The sequence below is a fragment of the Nocardioides rubriscoriae genome, from assembly GCF_008087085.1.
GTDB lineage: Bacteria > Actinomycetota > Actinomycetes > Propionibacteriales > Nocardioidaceae > Nocardioides > Nocardioides rubriscoriae.
Genome location: NZ_VIYJ01000005.1, coordinates 88,968 through 111,540 on the forward strand (window position 1 = coordinate 88,968; position 22,573 = coordinate 111,540).

Annotated in this window: 22 protein-coding genes and 1 pseudogene; 10 read left to right on the top strand and 13 right to left on the bottom strand. The window is 73.2% G+C overall.

What is annotated here, in order from left to right:
• The first annotated feature begins 35 nt into the window (after window positions 1-35).
• From FZC61_RS10095 to FZC61_RS10115, 5 genes are read left to right on the top strand one after another with little or no spacing between them, the layout of a single operon-like run.
• Window positions 36-749: a M15 family metallopeptidase gene (locus tag FZC61_RS10095; RefSeq protein WP_246142622.1), complete on the top strand. Its 714-nt coding sequence runs from the start codon at window positions 36-38 to the stop codon at window positions 747-749.
• Window positions 746-1,852: an alanine racemase gene (alr, locus tag FZC61_RS10100; RefSeq protein ID WP_148614049.1), complete on the top strand. Its 1,107-nt coding sequence runs from the start codon at window positions 746-748 to the stop codon at window positions 1,850-1,852. Before FZC61_RS10095 ends, alr begins: the two co-directional genes overlap by 4 nt.
• On the top strand, window positions 1,849-2,808 hold the full coding sequence (locus FZC61_RS10105) for a D-alanine--D-alanine ligase family protein (protein WP_148614050.1): 960 nt from the start codon (window positions 1,849-1,851) through the stop codon (window positions 2,806-2,808). The genes alr and FZC61_RS10105 overlap by 4 nt, the downstream gene beginning before the upstream one ends.
• Window positions 2,809-2,818: 10 nt before the next feature.
• The gene (locus FZC61_RS10110; RefSeq protein ID WP_148614051.1) at window positions 2,819-4,066 is read left to right on the top strand and encodes a sensor histidine kinase; all 1,248 of its coding nucleotides are present in this window, start codon (window positions 2,819-2,821) and stop codon (window positions 4,064-4,066) included.
• Complete coding sequence (locus FZC61_RS10115) at window positions 4,063-4,758, top strand: response regulator (protein WP_148614052.1); 696 nt, start codon at window positions 4,063-4,065, stop codon at window positions 4,756-4,758. Before FZC61_RS10110 ends, FZC61_RS10115 begins: the two co-directional genes overlap by 4 nt.
• Before the next feature lie 6 nt (window positions 4,759-4,764).
• Here the strand turns inward: FZC61_RS10115 and FZC61_RS10120 are convergent, their stop codons facing one another.
• The 7 genes from FZC61_RS10120 to FZC61_RS10150 form a co-directional block, all read right to left on the bottom strand.
• Entirely contained in the window at window positions 4,765-5,922 is a 1,158-nt protein-coding gene (locus FZC61_RS10120) for a heparan-alpha-glucosaminide N-acetyltransferase domain-containing protein (protein ID WP_148614053.1), read from the bottom strand.
• A complete protein-coding gene (gene purE, locus FZC61_RS10125) occupies window positions 5,900-6,424 on the bottom strand; it encodes a 5-(carboxyamino)imidazole ribonucleotide mutase (RefSeq protein WP_148614054.1) in 525 nt (174 codons plus the stop codon). The genes FZC61_RS10120 and purE overlap by 23 nt, the downstream gene beginning before the upstream one ends.
• A 3-nt stretch (window positions 6,425-6,427) precedes the next feature.
• A complete protein-coding gene (locus tag FZC61_RS10130; protein ID WP_246142650.1) occupies window positions 6,428-7,543 on the bottom strand; it encodes a 5-(carboxyamino)imidazole ribonucleotide synthase in 1,116 nt (371 codons plus the stop codon).
• Between the two features lie 71 nt (window positions 7,544-7,614).
• Window positions 7,615-7,908 carry a winged helix-turn-helix domain-containing protein gene (locus FZC61_RS10135; RefSeq protein ID WP_246142623.1) on the bottom strand — a complete coding sequence of 98 codons (294 nt, stop codon included), beginning with the start codon at window positions 7,906-7,908 and terminating at the stop codon, window positions 7,615-7,617.
• A gap of 111 nt (window positions 7,909-8,019) precedes the next feature.
• A complete protein-coding gene (locus tag FZC61_RS10140) occupies window positions 8,020-8,892 on the bottom strand; it encodes an adenylate/guanylate cyclase domain-containing protein (protein WP_246142624.1) in 873 nt (290 codons plus the stop codon).
• A 119-nt stretch (window positions 8,893-9,011) separates the two neighbouring features.
• Entirely contained in the window at window positions 9,012-9,518 is a 507-nt protein-coding gene (locus FZC61_RS10145) for a PH domain-containing protein (protein ID WP_148614057.1), read from the bottom strand.
• Window positions 9,519-9,590: 72 nt separating this feature from the next.
• Window positions 9,591-10,403, bottom strand: a complete 813-nt coding sequence (locus tag FZC61_RS10150) for a biotin--[acetyl-CoA-carboxylase] ligase (RefSeq protein WP_246142625.1) — start codon at window positions 10,401-10,403, stop codon at window positions 9,591-9,593.
• A 120-nt stretch (window positions 10,404-10,523) separates the two neighbouring features.
• On the opposite strand from FZC61_RS10150, the gene FZC61_RS10155 reads away from it, so the two are divergent.
• From FZC61_RS10155 to FZC61_RS10170, 4 genes and pseudogenes are all read left to right on the top strand, one after another.
• Entirely contained in the window at window positions 10,524-12,101 is a 1,578-nt protein-coding gene (locus FZC61_RS10155; RefSeq protein WP_211357221.1) for an acyl-CoA carboxylase subunit beta, read from the top strand.
• Window positions 12,098-12,328: an acyl-CoA carboxylase subunit epsilon gene (locus FZC61_RS10160; protein ID WP_148614058.1), complete on the top strand. Its 231-nt coding sequence runs from the start codon at window positions 12,098-12,100 to the stop codon at window positions 12,326-12,328. The genes FZC61_RS10155 and FZC61_RS10160 overlap by 4 nt, the downstream gene beginning before the upstream one ends.
• Window positions 12,325-12,930, top strand: a complete 606-nt coding sequence (locus FZC61_RS10165; protein ID WP_148614059.1) for a Maf family protein — start codon at window positions 12,325-12,327, stop codon at window positions 12,928-12,930. The genes FZC61_RS10160 and FZC61_RS10165 overlap by 4 nt, the downstream gene beginning before the upstream one ends.
• A 386-nt stretch (window positions 12,931-13,316) precedes the next feature.
• Window positions 13,317-15,281 (top strand): annotated as a pseudogene (locus FZC61_RS10170) (ATP-binding protein); the annotation flags it as partial.
• 41 nt (window positions 15,282-15,322) lie between these two features.
• On the opposite strand, the gene FZC61_RS24070 reads toward FZC61_RS10170, so the two are convergent.
• The 6 genes from FZC61_RS24070 to FZC61_RS10195 all read right to left on the bottom strand — a co-directional run bounded on the left by FZC61_RS24070 (window position 15,323) and on the right by FZC61_RS10195 (window position 20,661).
• The gene (locus tag FZC61_RS24070; RefSeq protein ID WP_425465817.1) at window positions 15,323-15,421 is read right to left on the bottom strand and encodes an MFS transporter small subunit; all 99 of its coding nucleotides are present in this window, start codon (window positions 15,419-15,421) and stop codon (window positions 15,323-15,325) included.
• Entirely contained in the window at window positions 15,418-16,821 is a 1,404-nt protein-coding gene (locus tag FZC61_RS10175; RefSeq protein ID WP_148614061.1) for an OFA family MFS transporter, read from the bottom strand. The genes FZC61_RS24070 and FZC61_RS10175 overlap by 4 nt, the downstream gene beginning before the upstream one ends.
• Before the next feature lie 74 nt (window positions 16,822-16,895).
• Window positions 16,896-17,366: a GtrA family protein gene (locus FZC61_RS10180; RefSeq protein WP_148614062.1), complete on the bottom strand. Its 471-nt coding sequence runs from the start codon at window positions 17,364-17,366 to the stop codon at window positions 16,896-16,898.
• A 57-nt stretch (window positions 17,367-17,423) separates the two neighbouring features.
• The gene (locus FZC61_RS10185) at window positions 17,424-18,596 is read right to left on the bottom strand and encodes an acyl-CoA dehydrogenase family protein (protein WP_148614063.1); all 1,173 of its coding nucleotides are present in this window, start codon (window positions 18,594-18,596) and stop codon (window positions 17,424-17,426) included.
• A gap of 86 nt (window positions 18,597-18,682) precedes the next feature.
• A complete protein-coding gene (locus FZC61_RS10190) occupies window positions 18,683-19,705 on the bottom strand; it encodes a DUF695 domain-containing protein (RefSeq protein ID WP_148614064.1) in 1,023 nt (340 codons plus the stop codon).
• Window positions 19,706-20,013: 308 nt separating this feature from the next.
• Window positions 20,014-20,661, bottom strand: coding sequence for a hypothetical protein (locus FZC61_RS10195; protein WP_148614065.1), 648 nt, complete (start codon window positions 20,659-20,661; stop codon window positions 20,014-20,016).
• Window positions 20,662-20,766: 105 nt separating this feature from the next.
• Between FZC61_RS10195 and FZC61_RS10200 the strand changes: the two genes are divergently transcribed.
• Window positions 20,767-22,563 (top strand): acetyl/propionyl/methylcrotonyl-CoA carboxylase subunit alpha, encoded by a 1,797-nt coding sequence (locus tag FZC61_RS10200; protein WP_170286058.1) that lies wholly within the window; start codon window positions 20,767-20,769, stop codon window positions 22,561-22,563.
• The last annotated feature ends 10 nt before the right edge of the window (window positions 22,564-22,573 follow it).

A 22,573-nucleotide genomic window follows, 5' to 3' on the forward strand; every position in this document is an offset into this window, starting at 1 on the left:
GCCGCGACCCGTCGCGGGTTCCTAGCGTCGTCCCCGTGACCACCCAGACCCTCGCCGGTGACCCGTCCGGCACCCCGACCAGCACCCCGACCAGCAACCCGACCAGCAACCCGACCAGCACCCCGACCAGCACCCCGACCCCAGCGATCCTCCTGTGCGACCCGCGCGTCGCGGCCGTCGCGGTCCGCGAGTCGGGCGAGCCGCTGGTGCGACTCCTACGACACCTGTCCCCCACCCGCGAGCGCGTGCGCCGCGGCCTGGCCGACCGGCTCGCGCTGGCCGCGACCCGCCTGCCGGCCGGGATCGGGCTGCGGGTCGTCGAGGGACACCGCTCCCTGGTCGACCAGGCGGCCGTCGTAGCGTCGTACTCGGCGCAGCTGCGCGCGCTGCACCCCGACCTCGACGAGGTGGCGCTGCGGGTGCTGACGAGCCGGTTCGTGTCGCCGGTCGAGGTCGCCCCGCACGTCGCCGGCGCCGCGGTCGATCTGACGCTGGTCGACGCCTGCGGCGACGACCTCGACCTCGGCACCCCCATCGACGCCACCCCGGAGCAGAGCGACGGACGGTGCTTCACCGCGGCCGACGGCATCGGCGCGGACGCCCGCGCCCACCGCGACCTGATGGCGCACGCGCTCGGCGGGGCCGGCCTGGTCAACTACCCCACGGAGTGGTGGCACTGGTCCTACGGCGACCGCTACTGGGCGTTGCTCACCGGGGCCGCGTCGGCGCCGTACGGGCCGGTCCGATGACCGCCGTCCTCGCCGCCCGTGCCGCTGTGGGGCCCCGTCTCGAGGTCGACCTCGACGCGGTCGCCGCCAACACGCGGCTGCTCGCGGCCCTCACGCCCGGGGCGCTGATGGCGGTCGTCAAGGCCGACGGGTTCGGCCACGGCGCCACCGGCGTCGCGCGCACCGCCCTGGCCCACGGGGCGTCGTGGCTCGGGGTCACCAGCATCGCCGAGGCGCTCGCGCTGCGCGCCGCCGACCTGCGGGCGCCCCTGCTCAGCTGGCTCAACCCGGTCGACGCCGACTACGTCACGGCCGTCGGGTCGCACGTCGACCTCGCGGTGCCGAGCCTGGCCCACCTCGACGCCCTGACCCGGTCGGTCACCGGCGCCCGGGTGCACCTGCACCTCGACACCGGCATGGCCCGCGACGGGGCCGCGCCCGAGGAGTGGCCCGCGCTGTGCCGCGCGGCGGGGCGCGCCGAGCGGGCGGGGGCGCTGCGGGTGGTCGGCGTGATGGGGCACCTCGGCTGCGCCGACGTGCCCGACGACCCGGCCAACGCCGCCGGGCGCGCCGTCTTCACCTGGGGCGTCGAGGTGGCCCGGGCGGCCGGGCTCCGCCCGCCCCTGCGCCACCTCGCCGCCACGGCCGCGACCCTCACCGACCCGGCCTCGCGGCACACGATGAGCCGCGTCGGGGCCGGCCTGGTCGGCATCGACCCCAGCGGCACCACGCGCCTGTCCCCCGCCCTGACGCTCACCGCACCGGTCGTCAGCACCCGCCGGGTGCCGACCGGAGCGTCGGTCGGCTACGGCCACGCGTGGTACGCCGACCGGCCCACCACGCTGGCCCTGCTCCCCCTCGGGTACGCCGACGGCCTGCCCCGCTCGACCGCCGGGCACGCCCAGGTGTGGCTGGCCGGTCGCCGCCGTCGCGTCGTCGGGCGCGTGTCGATGGACCAGGTCGTCGTCGACCTCGGTGACGACGCCGTCCTGCCGGGCACCGTCGCCACCGTCTTCGGCCCCGGCCACCAGGGCGAGCCGACGGTCGCCGAGTGGGCCGGGTGGGCCGACACGATCGAGCACGAGATCGTCACCGGCATCGGCGCGCGGGTGGCCCGGTCGTGAGCGGCGACCGGCGGACCCGGGTGGCCGTGATCGGCGGTGGCGCCAGCTGCGAGCACGAGGTGTCCCTGGCCAGCGCCGCGTGCGTCGCCGCAGCCCTCGACCCCGCGCGCCACGAGGTCGTGCGGCTGACGATCGACCCCCACGGCACCTGGCTCGACGGCGGCGGCCGCCCGGTCGGCCTGACCGGCGCGCTGTGCCTGCTGCGGCGCTGCGACGTGGTGCTGCCGGTCGTGCACGGTCCGCACGGCGAGGACGGCACCCTGGCCGCGCTGTGCGACCTCGCCGGGCTGCCCTTCGTCGGCTCCGGCCTGCGGGCGGGGGCGCTGGCGATGGACAAGTGGGCCACCAAGCTCGTGGCCGGCGCGCTGGGCATCGCCACCGCACCCGGTGTCCTGCTGACGCCCGCCACCCGGTCGGCGTACGCCTGGACCCACCCGGTGGTGGTCAAGCCCGTCGCGGCCGGCTCGAGCCACGGCGTCACCCTGGTCGCCACGGCCGGAGCGCTCGACGAGGCCCTGGCCGCGGCCTTCGCCCTCGACGACCGGGTGCTCGTCGAGGACGTCGTGGTCGGGCGCGAGGTCGACGTCGCCGTGCTCGCGCGCCCCGACGGGCGGCGCGTGGTCGCCCCGACGCTGGAGGTCGTGGTCGACGGCGTGTTCGGCTTCGAGGACAAGTACGGCGGTCACGCCGACCTCCGCATCCCGGCGGAACTCGACACGACCGCCACCACGACGCTCGAGGACGCCGCGGTCGCGGTGTTCGACGCCCTGGGGTGCGCCGGCGTCGCACGGGTCGACTTCTTCTGGACGCAGGACGGCCCGGTGCTCAACGAGGTCAACACGATGCCCGGCTTCACCGAGCAGTCCCAGGTGCCGCGGATGTTCGCGGCCGCCGGGCTGGCGTACGCCGACCTCCTCGACGTGTTGGTGCGCGACGCCGTCGCCACCGCTCGGTAGGGTCGCGCCGGTGGAGGACCGGCTGCGGGCATGGGTGCCGTCGGTCGCGCTGGGGCTGGCGGTGCTGGTCCTCGGCGTGGTCGAGCTGGTCAACACCGACGCCGTCAACGGCAGCACCGGCAGCCGGGGCCTCGCGGTGCTCGTGCTGGCCACGGCCGTCGCGGCCACGCTCTCCCGGCGCGCGCCGGCCGGCGCGCTGGCCCTGTCGGGAGCGATCGGGATCGCGCAGGTCGCGACCGACACCCAGGTCATGCTGGTGGAGGCCGCGTTCTTCGTGGTCGTCTTCTGCAGCGCACGCTGGGGCAGCGTCGCGACGGTCGTCGGCGCCGCGCTCTCGGTGCCGGTCGCCGCAGCGACGGCCGTCTACCTGGTCGCCGCGCAGGAGTACGTCCCGCTCCTCTCGGTCGTCGACCTCAGGACGCTGCTCGACACCGCCTACCGCTTCGGCGACACGTGGCGCGTGGGGGCGTCCGTCGTCACGATGCTGGTCCTGGCCGCCCCCTGGCTCGCGGGCCTGGCCCTGCGGTTCAGCGACCGGGCCCGACGCTCCCAGGCCTCGCAGGAGCGCGCCGAGGAGCAGGCGGCCGTCGCGGTCCGCCAGACCGAGCAGGCGCGCGAGATCGCGCGGCTGCGCGACGAGCAGGCCCGGCTGGCGCGCGACGTGCACGACGTCGTCGGCCACTCCCTGGCCGTCATTCTGGCCCAGGCCGAGTCGGCGCAGTACCTGCCCGACGACGACCCCGAGCGGCTCAAGCAGACGATGGCCACCATCGCGAGCTCGGCGCGCTCGTCGTTGCAGGACGTCCGCCACGTGCTGTCGGCACCCGACGCACCCGCCACCACCCGCCCGCTCGACACCCTGGTCGACGGGGTCCGCGCCGGCGGCCACGAGGTCGTGCTGCGCGAGCTCGGCACCGCCCGCCCGCTGCCCCCCGAGCTCGAGACGACGGCCTACCGGGTACTGCAGGAGATGCTCACCAACGCCGTCAAGCACGGACGCCGCGACGCGCCCGTGCTCGTGGAGCGGCACTGGCCCGACGACTCGCTGTCCGACGAGCTGCGCGTCGAGGTGCGCAACACCGTCGACGCGCAGGGCGCGGTCGCCCCCGGCACCCGCGACACCCGCGGCTCCGGCCTCGACGGGATGCGGCAGCGCCTCGAGGCGGTCGGCGGCCGCATCGACGTACGCCGCCGCGAGGAGGACGACGCCACGACCACCTTCACGGTCACCGCGTGGATACCGTTGGGCTCGCGATGACCCACGTGCCCGCTGCTCCCGCCGACATCCGGGTCGTGCTCGTCGACGACCAGGACCTCTTCCGCGAGGGCGTGCGCGTCATCGTCGACGCGCAGGAGGGGATGAGCGTCGTCGGCACCGCCGGGGACGGCGTGCAGGCCGTCCGGCTGGTCGACGAGCTGACCCCCGACGTGGTGCTCATGGACATCCGGATGCCCGAGCTCGACGGGGTCGAGGCCACGCGGCAGATCTTCGCGCCCGACCGGGTGGCGCGCCGTGCCGCCGCAGGCGCGTCGCCGGTGCGGGTGGTCGTGCTCACGACCTTCAACCTCGACGACCGGGCGGCGACCGCGATCCGCCACGGCGCCAGCGGGTTCCTGCTCAAGGACACGACGCCGGTCCAGCTGCGCGACGCGATCCGGACGGTCCACGCCGGCAACGCCGTCCTCGCCCCGGGCGACCTGACGGCCCTCATGGCCGGCAGCTTCGTCGCCCCGGCGCCGACGCCGGCGGCGTACCTCGGGCTGACCGACAAGGAGCGCGAGGTCTTCGCGGCCGTCGCGCGCGGGCTCTCCAACACCGAGGTCGGTGCTCTCGTCTTCGCCTCGGAGTCGACGGTCAAGACCCACGTCGGCGCCATCCTGCGCAAGCTCAGCCTGCGCGACCGGGTGCAGATCGTGGTCTACGCGCACGAGCACGGGCTGGTGGCGTAGCACCGTTCAGCCGGCGCGGCCCCGGATCCGGTCGGGCAGACAGCCGACGACCTGCTCGAGCGGCCCGCGACGGCGCAGGGCGGCGTAGACGCTGCCGACCCACAGCACGACGACGACGTGCCAGACGTAGGACGAGGCCACCTCGTCGGGCCAGACCAGGTCGGTGCGCATCACCAGGTGCAGCGTGTAGAGGGTCAGCGTCATCGCGCCGGCGCCGAACGCCACCTGCACCGAGCGCTCGCCGAGGGCCGACAGGTCACCGGCCCACCCGACGAGCAGCAGGCACAGCCCGATCACGAGCGCGGCACTGCCGGCGGTCTGGAGGAGGTCGAACGGGGTCGTGGAGTGCGGCGCGACGACGGTCAGCCACCGCCACCCCGCCCCCGGTCCCTCGACCGGGGTCTGGCCGTAGAGCCCGCCGGCGATGTCGTCGAGCTCGGCCGGCGTGAAGCGGGTCCGGGTCAGGGCGCGTGAGCCGACGGTGGCGCCCACGGCGACCGCAAGCCCGCCCACGGCCAGCCGGGCCGCGACCCGGCGCGACCCGAGGTCGAGCCGCCCGATCGCCAGGCCCAGTAGCAGGTAGGTCAGCCACGGCAGCGCCGGGTAGTAGCCGGTGAGCAGCAGCTCCGAGAGCAGCCGGCCCGGGTGCTCGAGCTGGTCGGGCTGGGGGCTCTCGAACTGGCGCTCGGGCAGTCGCGGCACGAGCAGCCGGCTCACCACCGGGACCACGACGGCCCAGCCGACCGCCAGCGCCAGCAGCGGGCGCCAGGTCAGGCCGAGGAACGGCAGCCCCAGCACGAAGAGCACCGCGTAGTAGGTCAGGATCACCGCGATGCCGGTGCCGAGCCCGCCGAGCAGCAGCCCCAGGACGCCGACCGCGAGGGCCCGCGCCAGCAGGGCCAGGGTCGTGCGCAGGCGCTCCCCGCCGCGCACCGGCGTACGACGCCCGGAGACGAGCGCCATCGCGACCCCGGCGAGCACCGCGAAGAGGGCGGAGGCCCGGCCACCGGCGAGCGCGTGCAGCGTCGTCAGGTCACCGTCGGGGGTGCGCGTGTCGAGGACGTGCGTGGCCATCATGCCCAGCAGGGCCAGGCAGCGCGCGACGTCGAGCCCGACCAGCCGGCCGCGCGTGGAGGCGGAGCTAGAAGCCGAGCCGGCGGGCACCGGTGTCCCTGCGCACGGCCTCGCCCTTGCTCTGCGCCGAGGTCTTGAGGTCGGCCTGGAACGCGGTCATCGCCTCACGCAGGGAGAGGTCGTAGGCCGCCAGGATGCGCACGGCGAGCAGGCCGGCGTTGCGGGCGCCACCGATCGCGACGGTCGCGACCGGGACCCCCGCGGGCATCTGCACGATCGAGAGCAGGGAGTCCATGCCGTCGAGGGTCTTCAGCGGCACCGGCACGCCGATGACCGGCAGCGGGGTCACGGCGGCCAGCATGCCGGGCAGGTGCGCTGCTCCCCCGGCGCCGGCGATGATCACCGACAGCCCTCGGCCGGCGGCGTCCTTGCCGTAGGCCAGCATCTCCTCCGGCATCCGGTGCGCCGAGACGACGTCGGCCTCGTGCGCGACCCCGAACTCCGTGAGCGCGGCCGCGGCCTCCTTCATCACGGGCCAGTCGGAGTCGGAGCCCATCACGATGCCCACGCGGGGCCCTGCGGAGTCGGTCATCACTCACTCGCTCTCATTGCCGAGGTCGCCGCGGAACCACGCGGCGGCGTGCCGCGCGCGCTCGAGGCAGTCGTCGAGGTCGTCGCCGTAGGCGTTGACGTGGCCGACCTTGCGGCCCGGCCGCAGGTCCTTGCCGTAGAGGTGGACCCGCAGGTGCGGGTCGCGGGCCATGGCGTGCGGGTAGCCGTCGTAGAGGCGCCCGACCTGCCCCGACTGCTCAGCGGGGCCACCGAGGATGTTGACCATCACCGTCCACGGCGCGCGCGCCGCCGGTGAGCCGAGCGGCAGGTCGAGGACGGCGCGCAGGTGGTTCTCGAACTGCGAGGTGACGGCACCGTCCTGGGTCCAGTGGCCGGTGTTGTGGGGCCGCATCGCCAGCTCGTTGACCAGGATCCGGCCGTCGGTGGTCTCGAACATCTCCACGGCCAGGACGCCGGTGACGTCGAGCTCGCCGGCGATCGTGAGCGCGACCTGCTGGGCCTGGGCGGCCAGCTCGGGGTCGAGGTCGGGCGCGGGGGCCACCACCTCGAGGCAGATGCCGTCGACCTGGGTCGAGGCGACGACCGGGTACGCCGCCGCCTGGCCGCTGGGCGAGCGGGCCACCAGGGCCGAGAGCTCGCGACGGAAGTCGACGAGCTCCTCGGCCAGCAGCCGCACGCCCTTCTCGTGCGCGACCCGCAGCGGCTCGGCCACGTCGTCGACCGAGCGGACGAACCAGACCCCCTTGCCGTCGTAGCCGCCACGGGTGGTCTTGAGGACGCACGGCAGGCCGAAGGCCTCGACGTCGTCGACGGAGGCGACGATCGCGTTGCGCGGGCACGGCACGCCGAGCGCGGCCAGCCGCTCGCGCATCACGCCCTTGTCCTGGGCGTGCACCAGCGCACCCGGCCCCGGGCGCACGGCGACGCCGTCGCCCTCGAGGGCGTGCAGGTGCTCGGTGGGGACGTGCTCGTGGTCGAAGGTCACGACGTGGGCGCCGGCGGTCACGGCCCGCAGGTCGTCGAGGTCGGTGTGGTCGCCGACGAGCTGGTCGACGATCACCTGGGCCGCCGAGACACCCTCGGCCTCGGCCAGCAGGCGCAGCGGGACGCCGAGCGCCGCGGCCGGCTCCGCCATCATCCGGGCCAGCTGGCCGCCACCGACGACAGCGACGAGAGGGGCGAAGGACACGGGTCGAGGATAGTGAGCCCTCACGGGCTGCGGACGGGGGCCTCGGTCTCGAAGCGCAGGCCGCGACCCCGCAACGTCGTGATGAGGTGGGGGCTGCGGCTGTCGTCCTGCAGCTTGCGGCGGATCCAGCCGAGGTGCACGTCGATCGTCTTCGACGACGTCCAGAAGGTCGTGTTCCACACCTCGCGCATGAGGTCGTCGCGCGAGACGACCTCGCCGGCCCGCGAGATCAGGGCGTGCAGGAGGTCGAACTCCTTGCGTGAGAACGCGACCTCGGTGCCGTCGAGCCACACACGGCGGTCGACGGGGTCCACGCGGACACCTTGCACCTCGAGCACGAGCCCAACGTAGGAAGGCCCATGCACCAGCACACCCGGAAGGAGGAAAATGCGGGGGGTGCTCTAGACCGGTCGGACCGGTCGCGGTCAGTGCCGGCGGACGGCGACCGGCCCGACCAAACCGAAGCCCCGCACCGGCCGCTCGGGCAGCAGCCGGGTCTCGAACTGGTCGGGCGGCAGCAGGGCCGCCGTCGCCGCGTCGATGATGATCCGGTTGCGGCGCGCGACGGCGGTCAGCCGGGCCGCGAGGTTGACCGGCGGCCCGAACACGTCGCCCAGCCGCATCACGACGTTGCCGCTGGCCAGACCGAGCCGGACGTCGGGCATCCGGCTGTCGCGGCCGATGACGGTGATGATGCCCTCGGCGGTGTCGTAGGCGCGGATCGGGTCGTCGTTGACGAACAGGATCGAGTCGCCGATGCTCTTGATCACCCGGCCGCGCTGGGCCGCGACCACGTCGGCGCAGCGCGACTCGAAGAGCTCGACGAGGTCGCCGATGCGTTCGCGGGAGATCTCGTTGCTCAGCGCGGTGAAGCTGACGATGTCGGCGAACCCGACCGTCAGCCGCGTGGTGTTGAGGTTGTCGACCTCGCCGAGCGCGACGATGCGCGACACCGCGGCGGCGAGGTGGCGGCGCCAGGCGTAGACCATCGTGGCCTCGAACCCGTCGCTGAGGTCGTCGAGCAGGCGCATCGCGGTGGCGGTCCGGTCGACCGGGGCCCCGGTCGCTTCGTCGGGTGCGGCGGCCTGCAGCTCCTCGACCCGGTGGACCAGGGCCGCGACCTCCCAGTCGGCCAGCCGCGCCATCGTCTGGCCCAGGGCCCGGGTGATGGTGACCGCGAGGTCGAAGTCGAGCAGCCCGCTCCCGATCGCGCCGCTGAGCGTGCGGATGGCCTCGACGTCCGACGACGTGTAGACCGCCGCCCCCTCCGCCTCGGGGAACCCGAGGGCCCGCCACAACCGGCGGGCCTCGCCCAGGGTGATGCCGGCCTGGCTCGCGACCTCGTCCGCGGAGTACGACGGCGACTCGCGCAGGATCGCCTCGACGATCCCGCTGGGGTCACCCCACTGGTCGTCGATCAGTGCCCCTCGGCGCTTCGCGTCTCGCCGCCGTGGAGCTGGTGCAACAGCTGGTTGAGGTCGCGCTGGGTCTCCTCGACGCGCGGGATGTCGTAGATCAGCACCTGACCGTTGGTGCTGGCGTCGCTGATGACCAGGGTGCCGCAGCCGAGCATCCGGTCGATCAGGTCGCGCTCGTAGGCGACGTCGCTGATGCGGCTCAGCGGGATGTCGTGACCGCGACGGGTCAAGATGCCGTTGCGCGTGATCAGGCGCCGGTTGGTGATCGTGTAGGACGCCGTCAGCCAGTCGAGGGACGGCCACACGACCCGCCACAGCACGAGCACGGCGACGATCCCCCACACGACCAGCGTCGCGGTGTCGTTGTCGATGTAGACCTGGGCGACCACGCCCACCGCCAGCAGGACGACCAGCGTCAGCAGCGGCAGCAGCAGCGCCTTCGCGTGCGTGCGCGTGCTGACGATGATTTCCTCGCCGGGGTTGAGCAGCTTCTGGGAGATGACCACGGGCGGATCATTCCACTTCTCGGGGGCGGTGACGATGACCCGGGCTAGCCATGTCGGCGTCCAGGTCGCGCCTCAGACCGCCCGTACGTGCACGACGTCGCCGGCCGAGACGGGCGTGCGGACCCCGTCGGACTCGACGACGAGCTGCCCGGCGGGGTCGATGGCCACGGCGCGGCCCTCGAGGACGGAGCCGTCGGGCAGGTCGACGCGGACGTCGCGGCCCACCGTCACGCAGGCCGCGGCGTAGGACTCGTGCAGGCGCATGCCGCTGGGGTCGCCGCCCATCTCCCACGCGTCGACGGCCTCGCGGACGGCGGTGAGGACCTCGACCAGGACATCGGTGCGGTCGACCGGGCGGCCGAGCTCGATCTCGATCGAGGTGGCCGTGTCGACGGGCAGCTCGTCGGGAGTGAGGCCGACGTTGATGCCGACTCCGACCACGGCGGCCGGGCCCTCGGGGGTCTCGACGCGCTCGACGAGGATGCCCGCGACCTTCTTGTCACCGACCAGCACGTCGTTGGGCCACTTGACGCCGGCCTCGAGCCCGGCGGCCTGGAGGGCCTTGTCGACGGCGTACCCGGTGAGCAGCGGCAACCACGGCCAGGCGCGGGTGGGCGTGTGGGGGCGCAGCAGGATCGAGAAGGTGACCGAGGTGCCGGCCGGGGACTCCCAGGTGCGGTCGAGGCGGCCGCGACCAGCGGTCTGGTGGTCGGCGACGACCACCAGCCCGTCGGGGGCGCCCTCCTGGGCGCGTCGGGCGACCTCGGCGTTGGTCGACTCCAGGGTGTCGACCACCTCGACGGTGAGGTCGGGCATCAGCTCCGGGTTGTCGCTGCCGAGGCGGGCCTTGTCGAGGGGTGGGCGCACGGCCGAGTCCGGAGTCACGAGGTCTAGCCTGTCCTACCGACCAGCCAAGTCCAAGCACCCCCGGGTGCGAGAACGTCCAGGAGAACCGTGAGCGCGCAGCCAGGCGAAGGCACCGAGGTGCCGTCAGCCGACACCGGCATCGACCTCCACACCACGGCCGGCAAGCTCGCCGACCTGGGGCGACGCCTCGACGAGGCCGTGCACGCCGGGTCCGAGAAGGCCGTCGAGAAGCAGCACGCCAAGGGCCGTCAGACCGCCCGCGAGCGCATCGAGATGCTTTTCGACGAAGGCTCCTTCGTCGAGCTCGACGAGCTGGCCCGACACCGGTCCACCGCCTTCGGCCTCGAGAAGACCCGCCCCTACGGCGACGGCGTCATCACCGGCTACGGCACCATCGACGGCCGCCAGGCGTGCGTGTTCAGCCAGGACTTCACCGTCTTCGGCGGCTCGCTCGGCGAGGTCTACGGCGAGAAGATCGTCAAGGTCATGGATCTCGCGATGAAGGTCGGTTGCCCGATCATCGGCATCAACGAGGGCGCCGGTGCGCGCATCCAGGAGGGCGTCGTCTCCCTCGGCCTGTACGGCGAGATCTTCCGCCGCAACGTGCACGCCTCGGGCGTCATCCCGCAGATCTCGATGATCATGGGCAACTGCGCGGGCGGCCACGTCTACTCCCCCGCGGTCACCGACTTCACCGTCATGGTCGACCAGACCTCGGCGATGTTCATCACCGGCCCCGACGTCATCAAGACCGTCACCGGCGAGGACGTCACGATGGAGGAGCTCGGCGGCGCCCGCACCCACAACACCAGGTCGGGCAACGCCCACTACATGGCCGCCGACGAGTCCGACGCGATCGACTACGTCAAGGCGCTGCTGTCCTACCTGCCGCAGAACAACCTCGACGAGGGCGTCGTCTACGACGAGGAGGCGGACCTCGAGGTCACCGACCTCGACCGCAGCCTCGACGTGCTCATCCCCGACAGCCCCAACCAGCCCTACGACATGCACGACGTCATCACCGCGGTGCTCGACGACGAGGAGTTCCTCGAGGTCATGGAGCTCTTCGCTCCCAACCTCATCATCGGCTACGGCCGGGTCGAGGGCCGCCCGGTCGGCGTGGTCGCCAACCAGCCCATGCAGTTCGCCGGCACCCTCGACATCGACGCCTCCGAGAAGGCCGCACGCTTCGTGCGCACCTGCGACGCCTTCAACATCCCGGTGCTGACCTTCGTCGACGTGCCCGGCTTCCTGCCCGGCACCGACCAGGAGTGGAACGGCATCATCCGTCGCGGCGCCAAGCTGATCTACGCCTACTCCGAGGCGACCGTCCCGCTGGTCACCGTGATCACCCGCAAGGCCTACGGCGGCGCCTACGACGTGATGGGGTCCAAGCACCTCGGTGCCGACATCAACGTGGCGTGGCCGACCGCGCAGATCGCCGTGATGGGCGCGCAGGGCGCGGCCAACATCGTGCACCGCAAGACGCTGGCCAAGGTGGAGAAGTCCGGCGGCGACGTCGAGGCCGAGCGCGCACGCCTGGTCGACGAGTACGAGACGACGCTCGCCAACCCCTACATCGCGGCCGAGCGCGGCTACATCGACGCCGTCATCTCCCCCCACGAGACCCGCATCGAGATCATCCGCGCCCTGCGGCTGCTGCGCTCCAAGCGCGCGACGCTGCCGCCCAAGAAGCACGGGAACATCCCGCTGTGACGGCCGACGAGCCCACGCACGAGCCCGCCAGGCCTATGCTGCGCATCGTCGACGGCAACGCGACCCCCGAGGAGGTCGCGGCGATCGTCGCGGTGCTCGCCTCGCTCGACGGTGGCGACGCCCCGGCGGCGCCGCGGCGGCGGCCCCAGTGGGGTGCTCCGCACCGCGCCGTACGCCGCCCGGTCGCGCACGGTCCCGGCGGTTGGCGCGCCAGCTCGCTCCCGTGAGCGTCCTGGTCCTCGCGTCCGCGTCGCCCGCGCGGCTCAAGACCCTGCGCAGCGCCGGGCTCGACCCGGTGGTGCTGGTCTCGGGCGTCGACGAGTCGCAGGTCACCGGGGTCCCGCCGGCCGAGCTCGCGCTGGCCCTCGCGGGGCTCAAGTGCGCCGCGGTCGCCGACGGCGACCGACGTCCCGACCCCGCGCTGGTGCTGGGCTGCGACTCCGTCCTCGAGCTCGACGGAGCCGCGTTCGGCAAGCCCGCCGACGCCGCCGACGCGACGGCCCGGTGGCAGGCGATGCGCGGACGCTCCGGGGTCCTGCACACCGGGCACGCCCTGCGCGACACCGCGACCGGCCGGACGGCGCAGGCCACCGCCTCGACCACGGTCCACTTCGCCGACGTCTCCGACGCCGAGATCGCGGCGTACGTCGCGACCGGTGAGCCGCTGCACGTCGCGGGCGCCTTCACCGTCGACGGGCTGGGCGGTGCGTTCGTCACCGCCATCGAGGGCGACTTCCACAACGTGGTGGGTGTCTCGCTCCCGTTGCTGCGCGGGCTCGTCGCCGACCTGGGCCACGCCTGGACCGATCTCTGGGCCGCCCGGACCTGACCCCCCGGACGGCGGACGTCAGCCCGGTCTAGACAGGTCGACGCGGACTTCGGGGTTCGCCTCCCGACGACCGCCGCACCCGAGGAAGATCGCCCTCAGGGAGACGAACGACCTGCGGCGACGCGGGTCTCGTGGAGGGACGGGTGGTCGTGGCGCGCGGGAAGGACGACCGGGACGACGAGCAGCACACCGCAGGAGCGCTGCGCCGAGCAGCCATCGGTGCGGCCGTGATCGGGCTGGTGCTGCTGGGCTCCGGACTGACGTGGGCCAGCGCCGTGTCCCGCCAGACCGACGGTCTCGCCGGGCGGACGCTCGACACGCGCGCCGCCGCTGTCGGTGACGCGACCGAGGCGGAGTACCAGCGCTACGCCGACGCGCTCGGTCTGGTGGCGGCGGCCCTCGGGGCCGCACCCCGCATCGACGCGACCACCTTCGACCTCTCGACCGCGCCGCTGGGGTCGATGGACCTGGCCGGTGCGACCTCCCTGGCCTTCATCGCACCGCCCGTCGACACCGAGGGGCTCGCTTCCTTCGAGTCGACCTGGCGGTCACGCGGCTCGACCGACCTCACGTTGGCCCCCGCCGAGGACCAGCGCCGCCACGTCTTCTCGGTCTTCAGCAAACCCCTGGACGGCAGCAGCCAGCGACGTACCGGTATCGACGTGAGCGGTGCTCTCGCGCCGTACGCCGCCCTGATGGAGGCATGGCGCTCGGGCGGGGTGGCGGTCTCCGAGGCCTACCAGCTGATCATCGACCAGGACCTGCCGGAGGACCAGCGCCAGACCTCCTTCACGGTGGCCGCACCGGTGATGCAGGGCGAGCGCCTGGCCGGCTGGGTCCTGATGGGCCTGCGCGGCCAGGACTTCCTGGGCACGGTCCTCGAGCGCGCCGCCGAGAACCGGGTCGACGTCGCCCTGTGGGCCGACGACCCCGCCGGCAACGACCTCACGGTCGCCTCGCTGTCCTCCCGCGCAGGCGGCACGGCGCTCCACGACCAGCAGACACGGTCACTGACCCTCCCCATCGCCCAGCGCACCTGGACCCTCGACGTCTCCTCCGACACCGCGGCGCTCATCGGCAACATCCGCTACCGCACCCTGGCGATCCAGGTCATCTCGGTGATCATCAGCCTCCTCGCCGCCGGGCTCTGGTGGGCGGTCGTGTCGAGCCACGCCCGGGCGCGCGCCGACGTACGGACCGCGACCCGTGACCTCGCCGTCGCCGAGGCAGCGGCCCGCAGGCACGCGACGCTGCTCGACGCGACGATGGAGGCGGTCGACGAGATCGGGGTCACGGTCGTCGACGCCGACGGCACGGTCCTGGTGCACTCGCCGACGGCGCGGCGGGTCCTCGGGGCGCGCGGTCTCGGCGACGTCGACGACGACCTCGAGGTCGCGACGCCGCAGCCCGACGACCACGGCGTGTTCACGCTCGACGGCGAACCGTTTCCCCGGGGCGACATGCCGCTGCTGCGGGCCCTCGCCGGCGAGCCGACCGAGGACGTCGAGATGGTCGTGCGCAACGCGGTCTACCCCGACGGTGTGACGATCGCCGTCTCCGGGCGCCCGTTCGTCCTGGACGGCCGTCGCTCCGGGGCCCTCACGGTGTTTCGTGACGTGACCGAGGAGCGCCGCCAGCAGGCCGAGCAGGCGGCGTTCGCCGGGATGGTCGCCCACGACCTGAAGAACCCGCTCTCGCTCGTGCGCGGGTGCCTGGAGATCGTCACCGACGACCTCCCCCGGCTGACGGGCCCGCCCGACGCGATGGACGCCACCTCGACCTACCTCGTCAAGGCCTTCACCGCCGCCGACCGGATGGCGACCCTGATCGACGACCTGCTCGACTACACCTCGGCCGGCGACGCCGCCCTCGAGGTCACCGACGTCGACCTCGGCGCCCTGGTCCGCGACACGATCACCGAGGTCGTGGCCGGCCACCTCGCCGGGCGCCGTCCCGACGGGACCAGCCGGCCCGCCCCGCTGGTGCACGTCGCCGACCTGCCCGTGGCCCGGTGCGACCCCGATCGCATGCGACAGGTGTTCGGCAACCTGGTCGGCAACGCACTGAAGTACGTCCACCCCGACGATCGGCCCGTCATCGACGTGGCGGCGGACCGGGGCCCGGACGGGCGCGGGGTGCGCCTGTACGTCGCCGACCGGGGCATCGGCGTCCCAGCGCACCTGCGCGGCGACGTCCTCAAGCCGTTCGTGCGGACGCCCGCGACCGCCGGTGACCCGGCGAGCTATCCCGGGACCGGGCTGGGTCTGGCGATCTGCCGCCGGGTCGTCGAGCGGCACGGCGGGACCCTGCGGCTGCAGCCCAACCCCGGCGGCGGCACGGTCGCCGTCGTCGACCTGCCGGACGCTGGTCCGAACCGGGACCCGGGCCCCGGTCAGCCGAACAGCGCGGACGCCTTGCGGATGGTCTCGACGAGGCCGTAGGCCACCGGGACGCCGACGAGCGTCCACGCGACGAGCAGACGGGCGGTCATACCTTGATCCTTTCTTGGTCGGGGTCGGTGTCGGAGACGGGCTCGTGGAAGCGCTCGGCGACGGGACGGACCAGCAGGTTGGCCACCAGGCCGACCGCGAGGACGCCCACCATCGTGAGCAGTGCCGGACGGTAGGCGTCGGCGGTCAGCGAGCCGGGCTCGCCCTGGGAGTCGAGGAAACCGTTGACGATGAACGGACCGACCACCCCGGCCGCCGACCAGGCGGTCAGCAACCGACCGTGGATCGCACCGACCTGGAAGGTGCCGAAGAGGTCACGAAGGTAGGCCGGGATGGTGGCGAACCCGCCGCCGTAGAAGCTGATGATGACCGCGGCCAGCAGGACGAACAGGGCCGTCGAGGACGACCCGACGGTCGCCAGCAGGAAGTAGAGCACCAGGCCCACGCCCAGGTAGACGACGTAGACCGGCTTGCGGCCCACCACGTCGGAGGTCGAGGACCACAGGAACCGGCCGGCCATGTTGGCGATCGACAGCAGGCCCACGAAGCCGCCCGCGGCCGCCGCGGTCACCGTCGAGGTGTCGCCCTCGCGGAAGAAGTCCTGGATCATCGGCGAGGCCTGCTCGAGGATGCCGATGCCGGCCGTGACGTTGCAGAAGAGCAGCACCCACAGCAGCCAGAACTGCGGGGTGCGGATCGCGTTGCGCGCCGAGACGCTGGCCGTGGTCACCAACGCCCGGCTCCGGACGCTGGCCGGGTCGAAGCCGTCGGGGCTCCAGCCGTCGGCGGGGACCCGCACCGTGAGGGCGCCGAAGAGCATGAAGACGGCGTAGCCGGCCGCGAGGACGACGAACATCAGCGTCAGGGCGTGGGCGTCGGCCCCGGAGCTGCTCGCCTTGGAGGGGTCGAAGCCGTCGTCGAACAACGACAGCAGCCGCCCCTCGAGCGGGCTCGCCACGAGGGCGCCGCCGCCGAAGCCCATGATCGCCATGCCGGTCGCGAGTCCCGGACGGTCGGGGAACCACTTGATCAGGGTCGAGACCGGCGAGATGTAGCCGATGCCGAGCCCGATGCCGCCGATCACGCCGTAGCCCAGGTAGACCAGCCACAGCTGTCCGCTGCTGACGCCCACCGCGGCGACGAGCAGCCCGGTCACCCAGAAGACCGCGGCCGCGGACATGGCCGCCCGCGGGCCACTGCGGTCGACCCAGGTGCCGGCGACCATCGACGACAGGCCGAGCATCACGATCGCCAGCGAGAAGATGAAGCCGATCGTGGTCTGGCTGGCGTCGAAGCGCTCGGTCAGGGAGAACTTGTAGACGCTCGTGGCGTAGACCTGGCCGATGCACAGGTGGACGGCGAGCGCGGCCGGTGGGATCAGCCAGCGGTTGAAACCGGGACCGGCGACGATCCGGTCGCGAGCAAGGAATGACGGCAGCATGCAGGGGACCTCCCGAGACGGAAGACCCCAGCGTCACGTCACCAGGTGACGGTCACCACACCCTTGAAGGCGTGTCAGGACGGGGCCACGACCGGCACCGGGGGCTCGGCAGGACGCCGGAAGACGAAGCGCTTGAAGAGGTAGAACCGTGCGACGAAGGCGAGCACCAGCCCGACGCCGTTGGCCGACAGGTTGTCGGCCAGGGCGGAGTCCATGGCCAGCACGTGCCGGGTCAGGAACAGGCAGCCCACGGGCAGCACCATGGCGAGCAGGTTGATGACGACGTAGGCCGTCCAGCCGCCGTCGGCCTGCTGCGGGGGGCGGTGCGGGAAGACCCAGCCGCGCGCGCCGTGGTAGCTGATGACCATGCCGACGCTGTTGGCCAGGACGTAGGCACCGATGGGCTGGTCGGCCATCAGGGTGCGGCCGACGAGCCAGCCGTGGGCGAGCACGTTGAACAGGACGAACGACACCCAGGTGGCCAGCTGCGCCACGGCGAAGAACCGCCACACCTCACCCAGGAGGCGCTGCCAGCGATCGGACACCCCACGATCCTAGACGGAGACAGGCTCCGTTCGTGGGATTGGGCGGTGTCTCGTGCGTTACTCGACCGGCAGGCCGAGGCTGCGGGCGATCAGCATCCGCTGCACCTCGGAGGTGCCCTCGCCGATCTCGAGCACCTTCGCGTCGCGGTAGAAGCGCGCCACGGGGTACTCCTCCATGAAGCCGTAGCCGCCGAAGACCTGCGTGGCGATGCGGGTCGCGGAGACCGCCGACTCGGTCGAGTAGAGCTTGGCGACCGACGCCGCGCGCTTGATCTCCTGGTGGGGGGCGCCGGCGTCCTTGAGCGCCGCGGCCTTGTAGGTCAGCAGCCGGCTGGCCTGGAGCATGACCTCGAGGTCGGCGATCTGGAAGGCGACGCCCTGCTTGCGTCCGATCGGGCCGCCGAAGGTCTGCCGCTCCCCGGCGTACTGGACGGCCATGTCGAGGCAGGCCTGGATGCAACCCACCGACAGCGCCGAGATGGCGATACGACCGTCGTCGAGCGTGGCGAGGAACTGCGCGTAGCCGCGACCCCGGTCGCCGAGCAGGTGGTCGGCCGGCACGTGGACGTCCTCGAAGCTCAGCGGGTGGGTGTCGGAGGCGTGCCAGCCGAGCTTGTCGTAGGCCTTCTCGGCGGTGAAACCGGGCGTGCCCGCGGGCACCATGATCGCGCTGATCTCGGGCTTGCCGCCCTCGCGGGTGCCGGTGCGCGCGGTGACGGTGACCAGGCTGGTGATGTCGGAGCCCGAGTTGGTGATGAACTGCTTGGCGCCGTTGACGACCCACTCGTCGCCGACGAGCTCGGCCTTGGTGCGCGTCGCGCCCGCGTCGGACCCGGCGCCGGGCTCGGTCAGGCCGAAGCCGGCGAGCGCCTCGCCCGCGACGAGCGCGGGCAGCCAGCGCTCCTTCTGCTCGTCGGTGCCGTAGGCCAGCAGGGGGTTGATGCCCAGGCCGACCCCGGCCTGCAGGGTGATGCCCATCGACTGGTCGACGCGGCCGAGCTCCTCGATCGCGACGCAGAGGCTGGTGAAGTCGCCGTCGTCGCCCGCCCCGCCGTACTGCTCGGGGGCGGTGAGGCCGAACAGCCCCAGCTTGCCCATCTGCTGCACGACGTCGACCGGGAAGTGGTGGTCGCGGTCCCACTGCGCCGCGTGGGGCGCGATCTGGGCCTCCGCGAACTCGCGGACACTCTGGCGGAACTCCTCGTGCTCACGGCTCAGCTCGAACGTCATGGCACCGATGGTAGCCCCGGCGGTTAGCGTTTGTTAACCACCCGGCGGAGGTCTCTCGCCACCGTCTCGCCTCCCTCTCGCCGACGTCAGGTGCGCAGGTGCCGGACCGCCTGCCAGGCGGGGTCGTGGGTGCGCGTGACCTCGACCGTCCCCTGGTCCCAGCCGGCGACGACGCCCTCGACGACGCCGGAGGTCGGGCGCGCCGAGTCGACGTAGTAGTGGAGGGTCCGGCGGCCACGGCCGGTCTCGTGAGCGACCAGGCGGCCGGCCTCGCCGAGGCGCTCGGTGACGTGGTCCTCGAGCCCGCGCAGGTCGTCGAGCGCACCGGCCGCGGGCAGTCCCTCGGCCGTGGCGTCGGCGAACGGGACGTCGACGGCCAGGTGGTCGTCGAGGTGGGGCGCCCAGCTCGGCGCCAGCGGCACCTGCGCGAGCGCCATCAGCGGCGCGCCGTCGTCCTGGCGGCCCTGCAGCATCACCCAGGTGGGCCGACCGTCGTCGTCGAGCGCGTCGGCACGCACCTGTGCCACGAGGTCGCGCAGGCCCGCGAGGTCGACGGTCTCCGCGGGCTCCTCGAGCGCCGCCTCGACGTTGCCGACCCACGTCTCGCACTCGCTCTCGCCCAGGGCGTGGTCGAGGCAGATGAAGACGACCGAGCCGCGGGCCTGCTCGGGCAGCGTGCGCAGCAGGGGGTGGTGGACGACCACGTCGACGTGGTGGGCCACGACCGTGGCGGCGACCCGGATCGAGGCGAAGTCGACCTGGGCGTCACCCACCGTGATGGCGCCGGAGCCGGGGTCGGGCGAGGCGGGGCGGGCGTCGGCGTACTCCCAGGTCGCGGTGGGCGCCGGCGCGGCGCGCAACCATCGCCGGGCGGTGGCGCGGGCCTCGGGGTTGCCCTCGGGGCTGACGACGAGCGCGTGCTGGGCCCGCTCCCCTGGGCCGAGCTCCCACGCGAGGTCGGGCGACAGGGCGTGCACCCGGGCGTTGAGGTCGTCGACGAGCGACGCGACGGTGCCGTCGGCGATCCCGGCCTCGCAGGCGGCCGCACCCTCGGAGGTCCACCAGGTCCAGAAGGCGTCGTGGTCGGGCAACGCGCCGGGGTCAGCCATGCGCCGAGCCTAGGAGGACCTCCCCACGGTGGTGGAGGAGACCGCCCGCGGCCGTCACGAAACCACGGACCGCAAGCAGCGAACCCTCGCGACGGTCGCCAGGGCGACCTCCTCGACCACCGTGGGGTGGGGTCGAGAAGGAGGCCGACCAGCCAGAAGGCGCCCGGGCCCCAGACCCGGGCCCACCACAGGGCGCACGGAGCCGCAGGATGGTCCGGCTTCTCGGCGGCCGCCACCCAGACCGGCGGCAGCGGTGCCAGGCCCGGGCGGCCAGCGAGAAGCAGACCACCTGGAGGCGACCAGAAGACCTAGTCGCAGTTGTCGCAGAGGCCGGTGGCGGGGATGGCCATGAAGCAGCGCGGGCAGATGGTGACGGGCCTGTCGGTCGCCGCGACCCGCTTGGGGGCGGCGACCTTGGGCTCCTTGGGCGTCCGCGGCGTCCGCGGGGTGCCCAGAGAGGCCGAGGCTGCGCGCGGGGCCCGGCGGGTGGTCATGACGACCTCGGCGGGAAGGCCGCCGTCCTCGGGGGCCGACCCGGCCCACTGGTAGCACTCGAGGCGGGCCCGGGCCGCGTGGCGCTCGCGCTGGGCGGCGTCGGTGATCGGCAGCTCGTCGTGGGCGCGCAGGAGGTCGTCGTAGCGCTCGCCGACCCAGCCGCGCTCGTCGACGACCAGGGCCGTGAGCGGCGGGTAGCCGTCGCGGTGGTGCAGGTGGGCCAGCGGGGCCAGCACCTTGCCGAGCCAGCGGTCGTGCGGGCGGGCGGTGTTGATGCCCGACTCGGCCTTGAGCCGCTCGGCGAGGACGGACTCGGTGATCACCGCGTGGTAGCCCTGGGCGGTCTCCTCCAGGATCGGGTGAGCCACTCGCGCCCAGGTCTCGAGGGCGATCGCCTCGGACGTGCCGCGACCCTCGGGTTCGTACCAGAACCCCTTGCGCTCCTGTTGGTACTCGGACACGTCGACGAGCATAGGTCCGACTCCCGGTAGCCTGCCCGGCGGGACGGACCGAGAGGGCCCGACCCACCGCGAGAGCAAGACCCACAATCCGCAAGCCCCACACCCATGAGCGCAGGAGCACAGGTGCCCGACGTCAAGCCGTTGCAGAAGGTCCTGATCGCCAATCGTGGCGAGATCGCCGTCCGGGTCATCCGGGCGTGCAAGGACGCCGGGATCGGCAGCGTGGCGGTCTACGCCGACCCCGACCGCGACGCCCAGTTCGTGCGGCTCGCCGACGAGGCCCACTCGCTGGGCGGGGCGACCCCGGCCGACTCCTACCTGGACATCGCCAAGATCATCGCCGTCGCCGAGAAGTCCGGCGCCGACTCGGTCCACCCCGGATACGGCTTCCTCGCCGAGAACGCCGACTTCGCCCAGGCCGTGATCGACGCCGGCCTGGTCTGGATCGGTCCGCCCCCTGCGGCGATCGAGGCCCTCGGTGACAAGGCCAAGGCCAAGCACATCGCCGAGCGGGCCAACGCCCCGCTGGCCCCCGGCACCAAGGACCCCGTCAAGGACGCCGACGAGGTCGTCGCGTTCGCCGAGCAGGCCGGTCTGCCGGTCGCCATCAAGGCCGTCTTCGGTGGTGGTGGTCGTGGCCTCAAGGTCGCCCGCACGCTGGAGGAGATCCCCGACGCCTACGAGTCCGCGGTCCGCGAGGCCATCAGCGCGTTCGGTCGCGGCGAGTGCCTGGTCGAGAAGTTCCTCGACAAGCCGCGCCACGTCGAGACCCAGTGCCTGGCCGACCAGCACGGCAACGTCGTCGTGGTCTCCACGCGCGACTGCTCGCTGCAGCGGCGCAACCAGAAGCTGGTCGAGGAGGCGCCCGCGCCGTTCCTGACCGACGCGCAGGTCACCGAGCTCTACGAGTCGTCCAAGGCGATCCTGCGCGAGGCGAAGTACGTCGGCGCCGGCACCTGCGAGTTCCTGGTGGCCGCCGACGGCACGATCTCCTTCCTCGAGGTCAACACCCGTCTGCAGGTCGAGCACTGCGTGTCCGAGGAGGTCACCGGCATCGACCTGGTGCGCGAGATGTTCCGCATCGCCGCCGGTGAGGAGCTGGGCTACGACGACCCGGTCGTGACCGGCCACGCCATCGAGTACCGCATCAACGCCGAGGACGGCGGGGCCAACTTCATGCCCGCGCCCGGCACCCTGTCGGCGTGGAACCCGCCGTCCGGGCCCGGCGTACGCCTCGACGGGGGCTACGAGAACGGCGAGACGATCCCCGGCTCGTTCGACTCCCTCATCGCCAAGCTCGTCGTGAAGGGTCGCGACCGCACCCAGGCGCTGGAGCGCTCGAGGCGCGCCCTCGACGAGTTCGTCGTCGACGGGATGCCGACGGTGATCCCGTTCCACCGCGCCGTCACGCGCGACCCGGCGTTCATCGGCGACGGCGAGACCTTCACCGTCTACACGCAGTGGATCGAGACCGATTTCGACAACCAGATCACGCCGTACGGCGGTGAGCACGCCCAGGCCGACGAGCCCGAGGAGCGCCAGACCGTCGTCGTCGAGGTCGGCGGCAAGCGCCTCGAGGTCGTCATCCCCTCCGGTCTCGGCGGGCTGTCGTCCGGCGGTGGCGGTGGCGGCGGCGCCAAGAAGCCGAAGCGCGCGGCCGGCAAGAAGGCCGGCGCGGCCGCCTCGGGCGACTCGGTGACCAGCCCGATGCAGGGCACCATCGTCAAGGTCGTGGTGGCCGACGGCCAGGAGGTCGCCGAGGGCGACACCATCGTGGTCATCGAGGCGATGAAGATGGAGCAGCCCCTCAAGGCCCACAAGGCCGGCACCGTGACGGGGCTGGCCACCGAGGTCGGCGCGACCGTGACCAGCGGCGAGACCATCTGCGACCTCAAGGGCTGACCTGAGCACG